The sequence below is a fragment of the Allokutzneria oryzae genome (assembly GCF_042429765.1).
Classification (GTDB): Bacteria; Actinomycetota; Actinomycetes; order Mycobacteriales; family Pseudonocardiaceae; genus Allokutzneria; species Allokutzneria oryzae.
The window spans coordinates 349542-365399 of sequence record NZ_JBHLZU010000018.1 but is presented as its reverse complement, the minus strand read 5'-3'; the positions used below and the strand labels follow the sequence as shown (position 1 = coordinate 365399).

Sequence of the window (15858 nt, the reverse complement as noted above, 5' to 3'; positions counted from 1 at the left end):
TTCGTCAGTTGCGCCAGGACTCCCTTCGCACCTCGTTGAGCCAACCGTTGCGCGTCTCCACGTAGTCCAACTGGGCCAGTCGCGGTCCGCCCGCGAGGCCGGACTCCACCCTCGTGGTCCGCGAGAGCGTGTAGCGGCCCGGTGGGTGCCGGTAGACGACGCGCTCCAGGTGTCCCCACGGCGCGCGCGGCCTTTCGGTGTGCTGCACGTTCACGGGGATGCGCTCGAACGTGGCGACCCGCCGCTGGAACGCCTGGGTGCCGCCGACCATCTCGTTGATCGCGACCGAGCTGCTACCGGCGAGCATGTCCGACGCGATCAGCCGGTACTCCGACGGCGTCGCCATCCCGTCGGTCACCGGCAGCACCGGAACGCACGGGTACGCCATGGAGACCGGCCAGTCCACGAAGGTCGGCTGGCCGCGCAGCAACTCGGTCAACCGCACCTCCTCGCCCGCGTGCAGGGCCGGACGGTCGGGGCCGCGCATGACGTCGGTCAGCTTCGCCACCGGCACGGTCAGGTCGTCCGCCAAGCCGCAGGAGGTGCCGGTGACGCTGCGCGCGTTGTTCTTCGCGATCGACCACTGGGGGTACTGCCGGATCGGGGCGGCGACGAAGACCGTCAGCAGCAACAGGACCACCACGCCCTGCACCAGCACCAGGAACCGGGTGGTGCCGACCCCGACCCACTGGCGCTTGCGGGCCCGCGCGGCCAACCAGAGGCAGACGCCGAGCACCGCGGCCCACACCAGCGGACTGTTCAGCCACACCGGGCCGAGGTGGGTGATCTGGGTGTCGAGCACCTGTCGCATGAGGGGCTGGCTGAGGTCCTCCGGCGGCGCGTAGATGTCGACCACCGTGGTGTGGTCACCGAACGCCTGCCCCCAGTCGGAGAACGCGTACCAGGTGTTGGGGCCGCTGAAGATCACCGCGGTCAGCAGCACCGCGCCCGCCGCCGCGACCAGGCTCGGCCCCGCCCGCCGGACCGTCGCCGGGATCGGCACGGAGAGCATCGTGACCGCGAGCAGCACGGTCGCCGGAACGGCGAGACCGCCGAAGTGGTGCACCCACTTGGTCGGTGAGATCGCCAGCGTGACCATGCCGAACACGACCAGCCCACCGCAGTGCAGCAGCATTCGCTGCCTGGCGTCCAGTCGTCCCCGTGAGGTCAGCCAACGCACTGCGGCCAGCCCGAGCGCGAGCAGCGTGAGCAGCACTGCGGCGCGCTTGGCCCAGTTGCCGAGCGGTCCGGGGTACAGCAGGCTCCGGTAACGCTCGATCTCCTGGAACCACGGTGTGACGAACCAGTACCAGGAGTGAATCCGGGTCGTCTCAACGAGATCACTGAGACGCAGGTCGGCGAAGAGCACGCTGAACGCGGCGGTGCCGGAGGCGACGAGCGCGGTGCCGTAAGCCACTCGCTGCGCGACGGGCCGCGCCTGGAGCTCACGGAACAGGTACGGAGCGGAGAACAGCAGCGGCCCCCACGCCAGCAGACCGGTCGCCGTGGTCAGCGTGGTCAGTGACGCCACGACCACGGCGGGTGCGAACACCCCGAGACGCCCACGTTCGCGAGCGTGGGCGCACAGTGCGAGCGTCGCGGCAACACCAAGGCACACAAGGGATTCCGGTCGCAGCGTGAGGTTGAAGGGCAGCCACCACACCAAGAGCGCGAGCCCCATCAGGTAGGGCAGCACCCGATACGCCCGACGCAGCATCCGCTGTGGCCCCAACACGATGTGCAGGTACCACCGCAGCAGGAACCACACCGCGATGCCGATCGCGGTGGGCAGCAACCGCAGCCACAGCATCGACGTGTTGATCGAGGCCCACCCGGCGAGCACGTACTGGCTGAGCAGGAAAGGCGCTTCCGGTGCGTTGAACGAGTGGTAGTAGTTCCCGACGTAGCCCACGTTCGGCAGGTTCAGCGCGTGCCGCAGGTACCAGCCGTCGTCGTCGTTGACCGGACCGATCACCGACCACGTGACCAGCAGCGCGGGCACTCCCAGATCCGCCCACGTCAGCCGCAGCCGTCCCGGGGTCGGTCGCCGCTCCTGCCGATAGCGGAGCAGGCACAGCGCCGCGCACCCGAGCAGCGACAGCCCGTGCAGCACGAGCAGCGCCATCTTCAGCGGTGACGGCGAGGACTGGAACCGCGCGTCGGTCTCCAGCTCCGCGAGCAGCCCGACCGCCTCGGGGAAGCCCTCCGCCGCCGTCTCCAGCATCGCGACCTGCGGCGGCAGCAGCTCCTCCGCACGGGTCAGTTGCTCGCCGTCGCGCAGCACCGTGACACCGGCCTGATCGGCTTCGAGCCGGTAGGTGCACGAGCCGGTCGGCCGCTGCTCGTCGACGAGGGTCCGGCCGGACGCCGAGATGAGCACCCGTCCCGCCTTCGTCCGCGCCAGCAGCCCCCGCTCGGCCCCGGCGTCCCCGTTCCCGCCCTCCGAGGGGGGAAGGGTGCGCAGCAGGTCGGCCCACTGGCCGTCGGCGGCGAACCGGCTGCGGTCCAGCGCGTCCATCGTGGCGCAGGGAAAAGTTGCCGACATGCGCAGGGGCCGGTATGGCACGAGCGGGACCACCGTGGAGCGCGGCGCCGCTCCGGCTTGCGGCCAGGACAGCACGGGCTGCTGCACCACTACCGGAGCGAGCGGCAGCAGTGCGGCCAGTGCCAGCGTGACCAGGGAAAACGCACACAGCAGCCAAGCGCTGCTGAAGGAACGGCGTAGCATGCCCAGGCAGCCATTTCGTGAAGTGAGATGGGTGTGGAGATCGCCGTTTCGGCGACGAACGACTATCGGCAGCCGGGAATGGTGGCTCAAGTTGACCGAGCAGATCCGCGAAAAGGTAGCTGGAGCGAGTGAAGGCGTTCCCCCGATCAGGGAAGCTGAGCAACCTCGTCCCATGAGTGCGTTTTCGCAGCTCCTGCGCTTCGTCGCAGTCGGTGGCTTCTCCGCGTTGATCGACTACGGCAGCTACCAGGGGCTGCTGGCGCTGGGTCTCTGGGTACACGCGGCGAAGGCGCTGGGATTCGTGGCGGGCACCACGACGGCGTACTTCCTGAACAGGAAGTTCACCTTCCAGACCACCCAGGGCGGCGCGGGCCGGATCGGCGGCTTCGTCCTGCTCTACGGCGTGACGTTCTTCGTCAACGTCGGGGTGAACGCCCTGTTCCTCGCGGTGCTCCCGGAGTCCTTCCTCAAGATCACCCTCGCCTGGGTGATCGCGCAGGGCACCGCCACCGCGATCAACTTCGTGATGCTCCGCATGGTCATCTTCAAGCAGCGCTGACGCCGGTCCTGCACATCCCGACGCCCCGGAACAGCGGGCCGACCCGGCACCGCACTGCGGCGTGCGCGCTAACTGGCGTGGCCGAGACTTTGGCGTTTTGTCACCTTATTGCGCAAAAGAGCGCTCCCATTTCGCATTAAGGCGCAAAAACGCGAAGAAGGGGGCGCCGAGGTGACCGCGTTCCTCCGGTCCCGGGAACCTCAGCGCAGTCCGAGGGTGTCGTAGCGGTCGTCGTCGATGTCGGAGGGCAGCCGCGACGGGTCGATCGCCTGCTTGACGTACCCCGCGGGGAGACCGACGTAGTCGAACTGCGCGATGGTCGGCGGGGCCTGGAGGCCGTTCTCCACGCGGTGGGTCATCGTCGTGGTGAAGCGACCCGGCGGGTGGAGGTACTTGACCTTCTCCAGGCCGCCCCACGGCGAGTCCCCGCTGTTGGGCGCGTCCGCCGGCACCTTGACCATCTCGGCCACCCTGCCGAGGAAGCCGTGGGTGCCGCCGATGCCCTCGTACACCGACACCAGGCCGCCCATCGTGAACTTCTCCGCCGCGAGCACCCGGAACTCCGGCGGCGTCACCATGCCGTCCTTCACCGGAACGACCGGGACGCACGGGTAGCCGATGCCGATGCTCCAGTCCACGTAGGCCGGCCGGTCCGCCAGGTACTCGGTGAGGGTCCTGCCGTCGTGCACCCGCACGGTGTCGGCGAGCCCGCAGCCGTTGCGCAGCGTGCCGCTGGCCAGCGACCAGCCGGGCAGCTGGCGCAGCGGCGCGACCACGAACAGCGCCAGCAGCAGGCCGACCGTGAGCACCTGCGTGCCCGCGAGCACCCGCGCCGAGCCCGTGTTCGCCCAGCGCCTTCGGCGGCGCAGCAGGAACCACGCCAGCCCCAGCAGACCGGCCCAGACCAGCATGTTGTTGACCTTCACCGGGCCCACCGCGAGCATCAGCGACTCGACCAGGTCCTTCTCGTCCGGGTCGAGGGTGCGCATCGGGTCGATGGTGCCGCGCACCGAGAACGGCTGGCCCCAGTTGCCGAAGCCGTGCCACATGTTGGGGCCGCTGAAGATCACCACGCCGGTGAAGGCGATGAACAACCCCGCCGCGACCGCTGGCGCGACGCGGCGCACCCGTGCCGGCAGCGGTCCGGTCAGCGTGGTCAGCGCCAGCAGCGCGATCGCGGGCGCGGCGATGCCGACGAAGTGGTGCGTCCACTTGGTCGGGATGATCGCCAGCGCCACCACGCCGAAGCCGAGCACCCCGGCCAGCCGCAGCATCACCGAGTCGATCCGCCACCGCCGTCGCCGCGCCCGCACCCCGACGAACACCAGGCAGACGATCATCAGCAGCACCGGGGCGCGCTTGGCCCAGTTGCCGGAGCCGGTGGGCACGAGCAGCGTGCCGTAGCGGCCCCACTCCTCGGTCCAGCTCATGGTGATCCAGTAGTAATAGTGGATCCTGGTTGCTTCGAGCAGGTCGGCGAGCTTGCCGTCGGCGAAGAGCACAGTGAACGCCACGGTGCCCGAGGTGAGCGTGGCCGCGGCCAGGGCGAGCCGGTCCCGCACCGGGGTCGCCCTCATCGAGCGCCACAGCCACGGCAGCTGCATCGCCACCGGAGCCCACGCGACCAGCCCGGCGCCCATGGTCAGCGTCGTGAGCGCGGCCAGCAGCACTGCGGGCGCCATCAGACCGGGCCACTCGCGGCGCCGCGCGTACTCGCACAGCGCCAGCGTCACCGCGACGCCGAGGCAGGTGACGGGCTCCGGCCGGAGCGTCGGGTTGTACGGCAGCCACCACACGAGGAACGCCAGTGCCAACAGCCACGGCAGCGCGCGGTAGGCCCGGCGCTCACCCAGCGCGCTGTGCAGGAACCACCGCAGCGCGAACCACACGCCGATGCCGATCACCGTCGGGAACAGCCGCACCCACAGCATCGAGGTGCTCACCGACGTCCACCCCGCCAGCAGGTACTGGGCGAACAGGAACGGCGACTCGGGCGCGTTGAACGAGTGGTAGTAGTTGCCGACATAACCGGAGTTGCCGAGGTTGAGCGCGTGCCGCAGGTACCAGCCGTCGTCGTCGTTCGTCGGCCCGATCACCGCCCACGCGAGAAGTGCGCCGGGCACGAGGAAATCGGCCACACGCCACCGCATCCGGCTTTCGGCGGCACGCTTCGCCCGGTATCGAATAATCGCAAGCGCGACGCAACCGGCCAGCAGAAATCCATGCATGAGCAGAAGTGCGAATTTCGCGTCGGTCGGCGAGGACTGGAAGCGCGCATCCGTGTTGATCACAACACGCATGCCTTCGGACTCCGCGAGCCCGGCGGCCCCGGTCTCCAGCATGGCGACCTGGGGCGGCAGCAGCCCGGCGTGCTTCGCCAGCAGCATGCCGTCCCGCCACACCTCGGTCCCCGCGGTGGTGGAGCGCACCCGGTAGGTGCAGTCGACGACCGGCAGGTGCTCCTCGACTATGGACTTGCCGGACACCCTGACCTGCACAATGCCGTTCACCACGCGCATCGTCATGCCGTGGTTCTGTTGCGCGGCGTCCCGCGCGGGCGGCAGGGTGCGCAGCACCTCCCCGCCTCGCGCGTTCACCGCGGAGATCGCCCGGCAGGGCACCTCGGCGGTCAGCTCAAGCGGCCGGTAGGGCAGCAGGGGGACCACGGTGTTGCTGACCCGCTCGCCCTCTTCCGGCCAGGTCAGCACCGGCTGGTCGACCCGGACGGGGGCCAGCGGAAGGATCAGTGCCAGTGCTGCGGTGATGAGCGTTGCGCCCAGGAAAATCCACGCGGTGAAGCGCTGTGGCATTGGGCATCCCCGATCGCGGTTACGAGCTTACGCAAATTTTGTAACCGAGACCCGTGCGTTATTGCCACTCGCAATGAAGATGTCGAAGCCTCGCAATCTTAATCGGTTAAGTAGAAAGATCGATGTTTAACGTGGCGAATTGTGGTTATCGGGGAGGTCCGGCGGCGTTGTCATCTCCAGGTGACTGGAAGACGCGCATGAAGCCCTCGGGCACGCCGACGTAGCTGAACTGCGCCAGTGTCGGCGCGCCGTCCAGACCACTGACCGTCCGCGAGGTGTGCGTGACGGTGTACCTGCCGACGGGGTGCGCGTAGAGCACCCGCTGCAACTCGCCCCATGCCGGGACGCTCCCGTCGTTCAAGGGGCCGAAAGTCGGTACCGGTTCGGTGCGGCCCACCTGGCTCAGGAAGCCGTGGGTGCCGCCCGCGAACTCGCCGGTCTGCATGGAACCACCCATGGCGCCCTGTCCCGCGGGCAGCACCCGGTACTCCGGCGGTGTGCTGAGCCCGTCGGCGACCGCCGGGATCGGCACACACGGGTAGACCAGGCCGATGCCCCAGTCCACCGAGGTCGGCCGGGTTCGCGCCAGCTCGGCCAGCGTTGTGCCCTCCGGCAGCCTGACCTGGTCGGCGAGCCCGCAGTCGTCGCGCAGCACGCTCCCGGCCAGCGACCAGCCGGGCGTGCGCAGTGGAGCGATGGTGAACACCGACACGAGCAGCACCACAGCGGTCGCCTGGACGGCCACCAGCAACCGGGCGGAGCCGACCGACGCCCACCGCCCGCCGCGCCCGCGAAGCCCGAGAAGCAGGCACACGGCGAGCGCCAGGCCCCACAGCAACGGGCTGTCCAGCGACACCGGCCCGAGCGCGGGCCGCATCGTCTCCGCCTGGGCCGTGGCGTCCGCGATCTGCTGCTTCGTGAACGCGAACTGCGGGATCGGCACGCTGTGGTCACCGAACGGCTGGCCCCAGTTGGAGAAGCCGTACCAGAAGTTCGGCCCGCCGAAGGTCAGCACAGCGGCCACCCCGGTCAACGCGGCGGCGACCAGCCCGGGCACCAGCGCGCGTGCCCCGCGCGGCGTGGGAGTCCCGATCGCGCTCAACCCGAGCAGCGCGATCGCGGGCGGAGCGACGGCCAGGAAGTGGTGCGCCCACTTCGTCGGCGACAGGGCGAGAGCCGCGAGCCCCACGGCCACGACGACAGCCAGCCGCAGCATCGTGCCGTCGAGCTGGGCGCGGCGCCGCCTGATGCGGAACAGCACGAAGACCAGTGCCGCCAACGTCAGGAGCACCGCGGCGCGCTTCGCCCAGTTGCCGTGGTGGTCGAACCCGAGGAGCTTGGAGTAGCGGAACCACTCCTCGTACCACCGCATCGCGATCCAGTAGTGGTAGTGCACGCGAGTGGCTTCGACGACGTCGGTGAACTTCGCGTCGGCGAACACCGCTACGAACGCGGTCGTCCCGGACGCCAGGGTCGCGCCGACGTAGGCGAGGCGGTCACGCACCGGGCGCGTCCGCAACCACCGCCACAGCCACGGCAACTGCACCAGGACGGCACCCCAGGCCACGAGCCCGGCCACGGTGGTCAACGTGGTGAGCGCGGCGATGCCGACTGCGGGAGCGACCAAGCCCGGCCACTCGCGGCGCCGCGCGTACTCGCACAGCGCCAGCGTCGCGGCGACCCCGAGACACGCCACCGGCTCCGGGCGCAGCGTGGGGGTGAACGGCAGCCACCACACCAGGAACGCCAACGCCGTCAGCCACGGCACCGCCCGGTACGCGCGTCGGTCGCCCAGCGCGCTCGCGAGGAACCACCGCAGCAGGAACCAGACGCCGATCCCGAGCACTCCGGCGAACAATCTCAGCCACAGCAGCGAAGTGCTCACCGACGCCCAGCCGCCGAGCACGTACTGCGACACCACGAACGGCAGTTCTGAGGTGTTGAACGAGTGGTAGTAGTTGCCGATGTAGCCGCTGTTGGCCGAGTTCAGCGCGTGCCGCAGGTACCAGCCGTCGTCGTCGTTGGTCGGCCCGATCACGGTCCAGCCCAGCAGGACGGCGGGCACGACGAGGTCGACGGGGGACAAGCGCAACCGGCTGCCCGCGCGGTTCGCCCCGAAGCGGAGCACGGCGAGCACTCCGCAGCCAACGAGCAGAATCCCGTGCAGCACAAGGAGAACAGCCTTGAGCGGGCTGGGCGAGGACTGGAAGCGCGCATCGGTGTGCAGCGTGACCTTGAGCCCGTCCGCCTCGGCGCGGCCGACACCGGCCGTCTCGAACATCGCCACCTGCGGCGGCAGCAGCCCGGCGTGCTGGGCGATGACGCGGCCGTCGCGCAGCACTCTGGTCCCGCTCGCGTCGGCGCGCACCTGGTAGGCGCAGTCACCGGTCGGCCGGGCCTCGTCCAGCAGCCGCGTCGACGAGGAGCTGATCAGCAGCCTGCCATCGTTTGCCTGGACCACGAGGCCGCGGCCGGGGTTCTGGTCCTGGCGCTGCGGGAGCGTGCGCAGCACATCGCCGTCAACGGCGGCCAAGGTGCGGCACGGCAGGTCCGCGGTGAGCTCAAGCGGACGGTAGGGAACCAGGGGCACGACCGTGTTCTCCACCCGGCCGCCCGCCTGCGGCCAGCTCAGCACGGGGTCGTCCTGGTTGACCGGAGCGAGGGGGAGCAGCAGCGCGAACACCGCGGTCAGCAGTGCCGCGCCGAGCAGAACCCAGGTTGTCAGCGCATGACGAAGCCCTCGTGCCATTGGGCAAGTGTGTTGCCCATTCGGCTCGTCCCTCTATCTCGATTCAGAAACCTTGAGGCGAACCGTCGAAATATGCCGCTCAAGTTTCAGGCTCTGGGAACTTGAGTCATATTTTGCGCCGATTATCGCCCATTGGTGCGTCATTCGACCGAGGTATTGACTCGCTCAGCTCAGTCCGCGCATTCGCCGTCCCGGCGCGCCGTAGACCTCGCCGACGGTCGGCAGCAGGCCGATGTGCGCGGTCACGATCTTGCCGAAGTCCACCACCACGTCGGAGTCATCGGCGCAGCGCACCGAGGAGGTGGTGCCGGAGCGGACGAGCTCGGGCAGCCTGCCGGTCAGCTCGACGGCGGTCTCGTCGCTGATCGCGAACATCAACGGGGTGGACACTCCGGTCTGGTGCAGCACGAGGGTCTTCTTCTCAGCCATGCCCCCACCAGACCAGCGCACGGAGATGGCGACAAGACGGGTTCGCCGTCAGCGGATCAGCTGACGGCGAACCCGGCTTTCCTCAACGGCGGAAGAACTTCTCCGAGCGGCCCTGGTTGACCAGTTTCGCCCATTCCACGAATGCCTTCGGGTCCTTGCGCTGGGCGAGGAAGTACAGCCCGAAACGGGCCACCTCCAGCATCCCGAGCTTGCGCATTCCCGGCTGCGAGAGCAGGTACCCGCGGTTGCGGTAGGTGTAGTAGCGCTTGGTCGAGTCGCCGGGGTCCTGGGCGTGGAACCGGCCGCCCAGCATCGGCTTGAACTCGTCGGAGCCGTCCGGGTGCGCGTAGGCCACCCGCAGCGTGGTGCCGAACCGCAGCCCGGTGCGCACGATCCTGCGGTGGATCTCCACCTCGTCGCCGCGCACGAACAGCCGGTAGTCCGGGACGCCGATGACGTCCAAAGTGGACGCCCGGAACAGCGCGCCGTTGAAGAACGAGGCGATGCCGGGCAGGAAGTCCGGGCTCTCCGCCGAGGACAGCTCCTCGCGCTCGCGCTTCCAGGTCAGGCCGCGGCGCAGCGGGAAGGCGAGCTTGTCCGGGTGGTTGATGTTCACCACCACCGGGGAGACGGCCGCGAGCTTGCGCTTGTCGGCCTCCTCCAGCAGCACCTCCAGCACGGAGTCGTCCGCGGGCCTGCCGTCGTCGTCGGCCAGCCACACCCACTCCGCGCCCATGGCGAGCGCGTGCAGCATGCCCAGCGCGAACCCGCCCGCGCCGCCCAGGTTGCGCCGGGACAGCAGGTAGGTGGTGTTCAGCGGGCAGTTGTCGACGATGTCCTTCACCGGCTGGTCCGGCCCGTTGTCGACGACGATGAGGTGGTCCGGCTGCCGGGTCTGCGTCGCCATCACCTTCAGCGACTGCGTGAGCAGCTCGCGACGGCGGCACGTGACGATGACCGCGACGACCGCCCCCGCCGGCAACGCTGGCGGGTTCTCGGGGGTGGTCTCGTTGCTCATCGGCTCTCGCCGATCCTTTCCAGAACGTGCTGGGGGAGGTTCTCGAACGGGTCGCGGCCCTTGTAGTCGGTCAGCACCTCGCGCAGGCTGCCCTGCTGCTTGATCTGGCCCCGGTCCATCCAGATGACCGAGTCGCACAGCTCGATGAGCAGCTCGTCGGAGTGGCTGGCGAACACCAGCAGACCGGAGCGCTTGACCAGGTCTTTGAGCCGGTCGCGCGCCTTCTCCATGAACTCCGCGTCGACGGCGCCGATGCCCTCGTCGAGCAGCAGGATCTCCGGGTCGATCGAGGTCACCACGCCGAGCGCGAGGCGGACCCGCATACCGGTGGAGTAGGTGCGCAGCGGCATGGATAGGTAGTTGCCGAGACCGCTGAAGTCGGCGATGTCGTCGACCCGCTTCAGCATCTCCTTGCGGCTCATGCCGAGGAACAGGCCGCGGATCATGATGTTGTCGTAGCCGGAGATCTCCGGGTCCATGCCGACGCCGAGGTCGAACACGGGTGCCACCCGGCCGATGATGCGCGAGCGGCCCCTTGTCGGCTCGTAGATGCCGGACAGCAGCCGCAGCAGCGTGGACTTGCCCGCTCCGTTGTGGCCGACCAGGCCGATCCGGTCGCCGTGCTGGATCGACAGGTTGATGTCCTGCAGTGCCTCGATGATGGGCACCTTCTGGTCGGTGCCGATCTTGCCGCCCGCCTTGCCGAGCACGGCCTTCTTCAGCGATCGGGTCTTCGCGTCGAAGATCGGAAACTCGACGGAAGCGTTCCAGACGTCAATGCTGACCATTGGTTTTCGGCCTCACTCAGACCCAGTAGGACACGCGGGCGCGGTAGTTGCGCATGAACAGCAGGGCCAGCGCCCAGCCCACGACGGTGATGATGCCGGCGACCACCCAGTGGTGCCAGATGATGTCCCTGCCCAGCATCGGCTGCCGGACCATCTCGACGAAGTGCAGGAACGGGTTGAACTCCAGCACGCCGCCGGTGATCCCCGTGCGCTGGCTGATCTTGTCCAGCTCCCAGACGATCGGGGTGCCGAAGAACAGCAGCTGCATGACGCTGCCGATGATCGGCGGGATGTCCCGGAACCGCGTGGAGATCACACCGGTCAGGAAGGCCACCCAGAGCCCGTTCAGCGCGAGGATGACGAACGCGGGGATCGCCATCAGCATGGTGAACTTCCAGTGCGCCACCTCGCCGTCCGGCGGGAAGACGGCCAGCATCACGACCCAGACGATCAGGTTGTGCAGGAAGAACAGCACCTGCCGCCAGATCAGGCGGTAGACGTGCACCGACAGGGGTGATGGCAGGAACTTGATCAGGCCCTCGTTGGCGATGAAGACCTCGGCGCCCTCGGACACGCAGCCGGAGACGAAGTTCCAGACGATGAAGCCGACGGTGACGTACGGCAGGAAGTTGTGGAGCTCGGTCTCGAAGAGCTGCGAGTACAACAGGCCCAGACCGGTGGCGGTGACCGCCATGCTGAGCGTGATCCAGATCGGGCCGAGCACCGAGCGGCGGTATCGCTGCTTGATGTCCTGCCAGCCCAGATGGCCCCACAGTTCCTTCTGCTGCCAACCGCGACGCAGGTCGTCGAAGGCCTTGCCCCAGCTGCGGTGCGTGTGAACCGGCGGGGCGGCGTGCTCGTCAATGGTGCTGGTGGACACGCGGACGAGAGTACCGGCGGTCGAAGTCGTCTCTGGCTGGCCCTCGACTGTGCCGGTTATGCCTTGATAACGATGCTCGACAGGCGGTTTTGAAAACCGTTATCGTCTTCGGTGTTTCCCGCGGCCGACCCCGGAGGTGACCTGTGCGCAGCTCGCGCACCCTGCCCGCCTTATTCGCCCTGTTCGCCCTCGCCGGGTGCACCTCGGCGCCCGCGGAAGCCCCTGCCGCGCAACGGCGGGTGGATCAAGTGAGCACCCAGGTCGCGCCCCTGGAGGCGGCGCTGGGCATCACCGACCCGCGTGGCACCGCGATCACCCTGCGCAAGGCCCCGGAACGCGTCGTCTGCCTCACCGGCCTCTGCGACGACATCCTGGCCGAGCTGGGCATGCGACCGGCCGGGACGAGCAATGCGGCCCTGCTGACCCACCCCGCGCTGCTCGGCGAGGAGGGCAGGGCGGTCCCGGTGGTGCCGGGCAGCTTCGGCTCCGAGGACGTCGAGGCGATCGCGGGGATGCGCCCGGACCTGGTGATCGGCCTCGCCGGAGTGCACGACCAGCTGCGCCAGGCGATCGGCAAGTTCAACACTCCACTGTGGACCGTCGATCCGAGGGACTGGCAGGACTCGGTCGGCTACCTCCGCAACGTGGGCGCGCTGACCGGCCGCGTCCAGCAGGCGACGGACGCCGAACACCGCTTCCGCGACAAGCTGGCCGCCGCGGTGCGGACGAGCCGCGACAAGGGCTACGACAAGAAGACGGTCCTGCTGATGTACGGCAGCGCCGACTCGATCGGCGTGGACACCACGGACTCGGTGACGGGCAAGCTCCTCGGCGCGCTCTACACCTACCCCTGGACGGCCAAGGGCACGAACGCGGAGACGGCGAGCACGTTCAGCGTCGAGGAGATCCTGGCGAAACAACCAGACACCGTCTTCGTCTACTCGCTGTTGTTCGGCACGGACAAGAAGCTGTCCGAGCAGTTGGCGACCAACCCGGTCTGGTCCCAGGTCAAGGCGGTCAAGGCGGGCCAGGTCCACGAGGTGGCCCCCAAGCCCTGGGGCTCCGGCAGGGGGACCCGTTCCCTGTCCTTGATCATCGACGAGTCCCAGTCCCTGCTAGCCAAGGCATGAGCAGAAGCGTGGTGGTGGCCGCGCTCGCCCTCCTGGTGGTGAGCGCGGCCGCGCTCTGCCTCGGCACTCCGCTCGTCGGGGTGAACCGGCTGCCCGCCGCGTTCGCGGGCGAGACCGACCTCGAACACGCGGTCGTCGTGCTGCTCCGCGCCCCACGACTGGTGCTCGGCCTGCTCGTCGGCGCCGCGCTCGCGGTCGCGGGGCTGCTGCTCCAGGAATCCCTGCGCAACCCGCTCGCGGTGCCCGAGCTGCTCGGAGTCTCCAGCGGTGCGGCGGTCTTCGTCGCGGTCTGCGTGGTGTGGGCCGTCCCGATCCCCGGAGCGCCCCTGGTCCCCGCACTGATCGGTGCGGTCATCGGCGGCCTCATCACGTTGCTCGCCGCGCGCCGCGTGGTCGGTCCCGCCGCGGTGCTCCTCGTCGGAGCGGCGGTGAACGCGGCCATGCAGGCGTTGATGCTCACCGCCGTCTCGCTCTCCGACTCCCGCGAACAGGGCGTGCTGTTCCGCTATCTCCTCGGTTCGCTCACCGGCACCACCTGGTCCTCCGTCGGCCTGGCAGCCCCCGGTCTGATCGCGTTGCTGCCACTGGCCCTGCTGTGCGTTCCGCTGCTCGGCGTGCTCCGGCTCGGCGACGAGACCGCCTCAGCCCTGGGAGTCCGGGCCGACCGCGCGCGGATGATCGTCCTCGTGGTCGCCTGCGCCCTGGTGGCGATCGCCGTGGGGCCGTCCGGCCCGATCGCCTGGGTCGGCTTCCTCGGCCCGCATCTCGCCCGCCGTCTCCGCCCCGGCGCCGACCCGAGGATCTGGCTGGGCTGGTCGGCGCTGTTCGGCGCGTTGCTGGTGGTGGTCGCGGACCTGGCCGCGCGCACGGTCATCTACCCGGTGGAGCTCCCGGTCGGCGGTCTCACCGCACTCGTCGCGATCGCGCTCGCCGCCCTGCTCGTCCGCAGGCGCTCCGCTCGTGAGGTGCTCGGATGAGGAAGCCGGTCGTCGTCCTACCCGTCCTGGCGGTGCTCGCGGCTGTCGCCGCCCTCGCCGCTCTCCTCGTCGGAGCGACAGTCTCACCCGCGGACACCCTCGCAGCGGTGTTCGGCGGAGGAGACGACCTCACCCGCGGTGTCCTCACAGAGCTCCGGGTCCCGCGAGTGCTTGTCGGCCTCGGCGTCGGCGCCGCGCTCGGCCTTTCCGGCACCGTCCTGCAAGCGGTCCTCCGCAACCCGCTCGCCTCACCGGAGGTGACCGGGGTCGGCTCCGGCGCGGTCCTCGGCGCGGTCGCGGGCACGGTGTTCCTCGGCATCGCCGACCAGCCGGAGGCGTTGACGATCACCGCTGTGCTCGGCGGAGTGCTCGGCGGCGCGTCGCTGTGGCTGATCGCGGCGAAGGCGGAGCCGTTGCGGCTGGCGGTGCTCGGAGTGCTGGTCTCCGCGGTCCTCGCGGGCGCGTCCCTGGTCCTGCTGACGGCCCGCCCGCAGCTCGCGGGAGCGGCGGCGAGGTGGCTGGTCGGTTCGTTGTCCGGGCGCACCTGGGAGCACTGGAACGGTCTGTGGCCGTGGTTGCTGCTGGTGGCGCTCGCGTCGGTGGTGCTCGCCCCGGCGCTCGACCTGCTCGCCGTCGACGACGACCACGCCCGCACCGTCGGCCTCGCGGTGGTGCCCTGGCGGCTGACCGCTCTCGGAGCGGCAGTGCTCGCGACGGCGGCTGCGGTTGCCGCCGCGGGCACGGTCTCGTTCGTCGGCCTGCTCGCGCCGCACGCGGTCCGCAAGGTCCTTGGGGCCGAACACCGATGGCTCCTGCCCGCGTCCGCGCTGGTCGGAGCGGCCTGCGTGGGTGGAGCGGACTTCGCGGCGCAAGCCCTCACCGCCCTGGTCCCGTCGGTGGGCTCGCAACGGCTCGGCATCCCGACCGGAGCGGTGACGGCGGTCCTCGGCGCGGTCGTACTCGTGGTGGTGGCCCGGCGTGCGTCGAGGGCACCCTTGGAAGGAGGTTCGCGGTGATCACCGCCTCCGAAGTGACCGTCCGGTTCGGGCAGCGCACCGTGTTGTCCACAGTGGACATAAAGATCGACGAGGGCCAGTGGGTGGCGCTCGTCGGGAGGAACGGCTGTGGCAAGAGCACGCTGCTCCGGGTGATCGGTGGCCTGCACAAGCCAGACTCGGGAGCCGTCCTCCTGGGGGAGCGGAACCTGGAGTCCTTGTCCCGCAGGCAGATCGCTCGACAAGTCGCGACGCTGCCGCAGGCGATGCCCGCCGTTCCCGGCATGACGGTCCGCCAACTCGTCCGCCAAGGCCGCTACGCGGTCCGAGGACCGTTGGGGATGCTCAGGACGGGCGACGACGACCAGGTCCGCACGGCACTCGCCGCGACTGGTGTGGAGACCTACGCGGACACCGCGGTCGACCACCTCTCCGGCGGCGAACGCCAGCGAGTCCGCCTCGCCCTCGCGCTGGCCCAGGACGCCCCGGTGCTGCTGCTGGACGAACCGACGACCTACCTGGACGTCCGGCACCAGCTCGAAGTCCTTGAGCTGATCGCGCGTCTGCGGTCAGAGCGCGGTCTGACAGTGGTGAGCGTGCTGCACGACCTGCAACAGGCGGCGCGGTACGCGGACCGAATCGTGGCTCTGCACAAGGGAACCGTGCACACCGACACCAACGCCGCCGAAGCCGTGGACACCGCGCTGCTCGCCGACGTGTTCGGAGTCCGAGGCCGCGTGTGGAACGACGACATCACCGGCCGCCCCGCCTGCACCTACGACGCGGTCCTCTGAG

12 protein-coding genes are annotated in these 15858 nt (G+C 69.6%); 5 read left to right on the top strand and 7 right to left on the bottom strand.

Annotated features, from left to right (window positions below; genetic code table 11):
- Nucleotides 1–4: 4 nt before the first annotated feature.
- Complete coding sequence (locus ACFFQA_RS20930) at nucleotides 5–2728, bottom strand: arabinosyltransferase domain-containing protein (RefSeq protein WP_377854658.1); 2724 nt, start codon at nucleotides 2726–2728, stop codon at nucleotides 5–7.
- 172 nt (nucleotides 2729–2900) lie between these two features.
- Between ACFFQA_RS20930 and ACFFQA_RS20925 the strand changes: the two genes are divergently transcribed.
- Nucleotides 2901–3287 (top strand): GtrA family protein, encoded by a 387-nt coding sequence (locus ACFFQA_RS20925; protein ID WP_377854656.1) that lies wholly within the window; start codon nucleotides 2901–2903, stop codon nucleotides 3285–3287.
- A gap of 200 nt (nucleotides 3288–3487) precedes the next feature.
- Here ACFFQA_RS20925 and ACFFQA_RS20920 read toward each other — a convergent pair whose 3' ends face one another.
- From ACFFQA_RS20920 to wzm, 6 genes are all read right to left on the bottom strand, one after another.
- Entirely contained in the window at nucleotides 3488–6097 is a 2610-nt protein-coding gene (locus ACFFQA_RS20920; protein WP_377854653.1) for an arabinosyltransferase domain-containing protein, read from the bottom strand.
- A 145-nt stretch (nucleotides 6098–6242) separates the two neighbouring features.
- Nucleotides 6243–8846: an arabinosyltransferase domain-containing protein gene (locus tag ACFFQA_RS20915; RefSeq protein ID WP_377854650.1), complete on the bottom strand. Its 2604-nt coding sequence runs from the start codon at nucleotides 8844–8846 to the stop codon at nucleotides 6243–6245.
- Between the two features lie 165 nt (nucleotides 8847–9011).
- Nucleotides 9012–9275 (bottom strand): hypothetical protein, encoded by a 264-nt coding sequence (locus ACFFQA_RS20910; RefSeq protein WP_377854647.1) that lies wholly within the window; start codon nucleotides 9273–9275, stop codon nucleotides 9012–9014.
- Nucleotides 9276–9357: 82 nt separating this feature from the next.
- The gene (gene glfT1 / locus ACFFQA_RS20905; protein WP_377854644.1) at nucleotides 9358–10293 is read right to left on the bottom strand and encodes a galactofuranosyltransferase GlfT1; all 936 of its coding nucleotides are present in this window, start codon (nucleotides 10291–10293) and stop codon (nucleotides 9358–9360) included.
- A complete protein-coding gene (gene wzt, locus ACFFQA_RS20900; RefSeq protein WP_377854642.1) occupies nucleotides 10290–11081 on the bottom strand; it encodes a galactan export ABC transporter ATP-binding subunit Wzt/RfbE in 792 nt (263 codons plus the stop codon). Before wzt ends, glfT1 begins: the two co-directional genes overlap by 4 nt.
- Nucleotides 11082–11097: 16 nt before the next feature.
- Entirely contained in the window at nucleotides 11098–11961 is an 864-nt protein-coding gene (gene wzm, locus ACFFQA_RS20895) for a galactan export ABC transporter permease subunit Wzm/RfbD (RefSeq protein WP_377854639.1), read from the bottom strand.
- A 143-nt stretch (nucleotides 11962–12104) separates the two neighbouring features.
- Between wzm and ACFFQA_RS20890 the strand changes: the two genes are divergently transcribed.
- Genes ACFFQA_RS20890 through ACFFQA_RS20875 form a run of 4 tightly spaced genes read left to right on the top strand, consistent with a single transcriptional unit; the run spans nucleotide 12105 to nucleotide 15857 of the window.
- Nucleotides 12105–13091: an ABC transporter substrate-binding protein gene (locus ACFFQA_RS20890; protein ID WP_377854637.1), complete on the top strand. Its 987-nt coding sequence runs from the start codon at nucleotides 12105–12107 to the stop codon at nucleotides 13089–13091.
- Complete coding sequence (locus tag ACFFQA_RS20885) at nucleotides 13088–14068, top strand: FecCD family ABC transporter permease (protein ID WP_377854634.1); 981 nt, start codon at nucleotides 13088–13090, stop codon at nucleotides 14066–14068. The genes ACFFQA_RS20890 and ACFFQA_RS20885 overlap by 4 nt, the downstream gene beginning before the upstream one ends.
- Nucleotides 14065–15084, top strand: a complete 1020-nt coding sequence (locus tag ACFFQA_RS20880; protein ID WP_377854631.1) for a FecCD family ABC transporter permease — start codon at nucleotides 14065–14067, stop codon at nucleotides 15082–15084. Before ACFFQA_RS20885 ends, ACFFQA_RS20880 begins: the two co-directional genes overlap by 4 nt.
- Nucleotides 15081–15857 carry an ABC transporter ATP-binding protein gene (locus ACFFQA_RS20875; protein WP_377854628.1) on the top strand — a complete coding sequence of 259 codons (777 nt, stop codon included), beginning with the start codon at nucleotides 15081–15083 and terminating at the stop codon, nucleotides 15855–15857. Before ACFFQA_RS20880 ends, ACFFQA_RS20875 begins: the two co-directional genes overlap by 4 nt.
- Nucleotide 15858 lies beyond the last annotated feature (1 nt).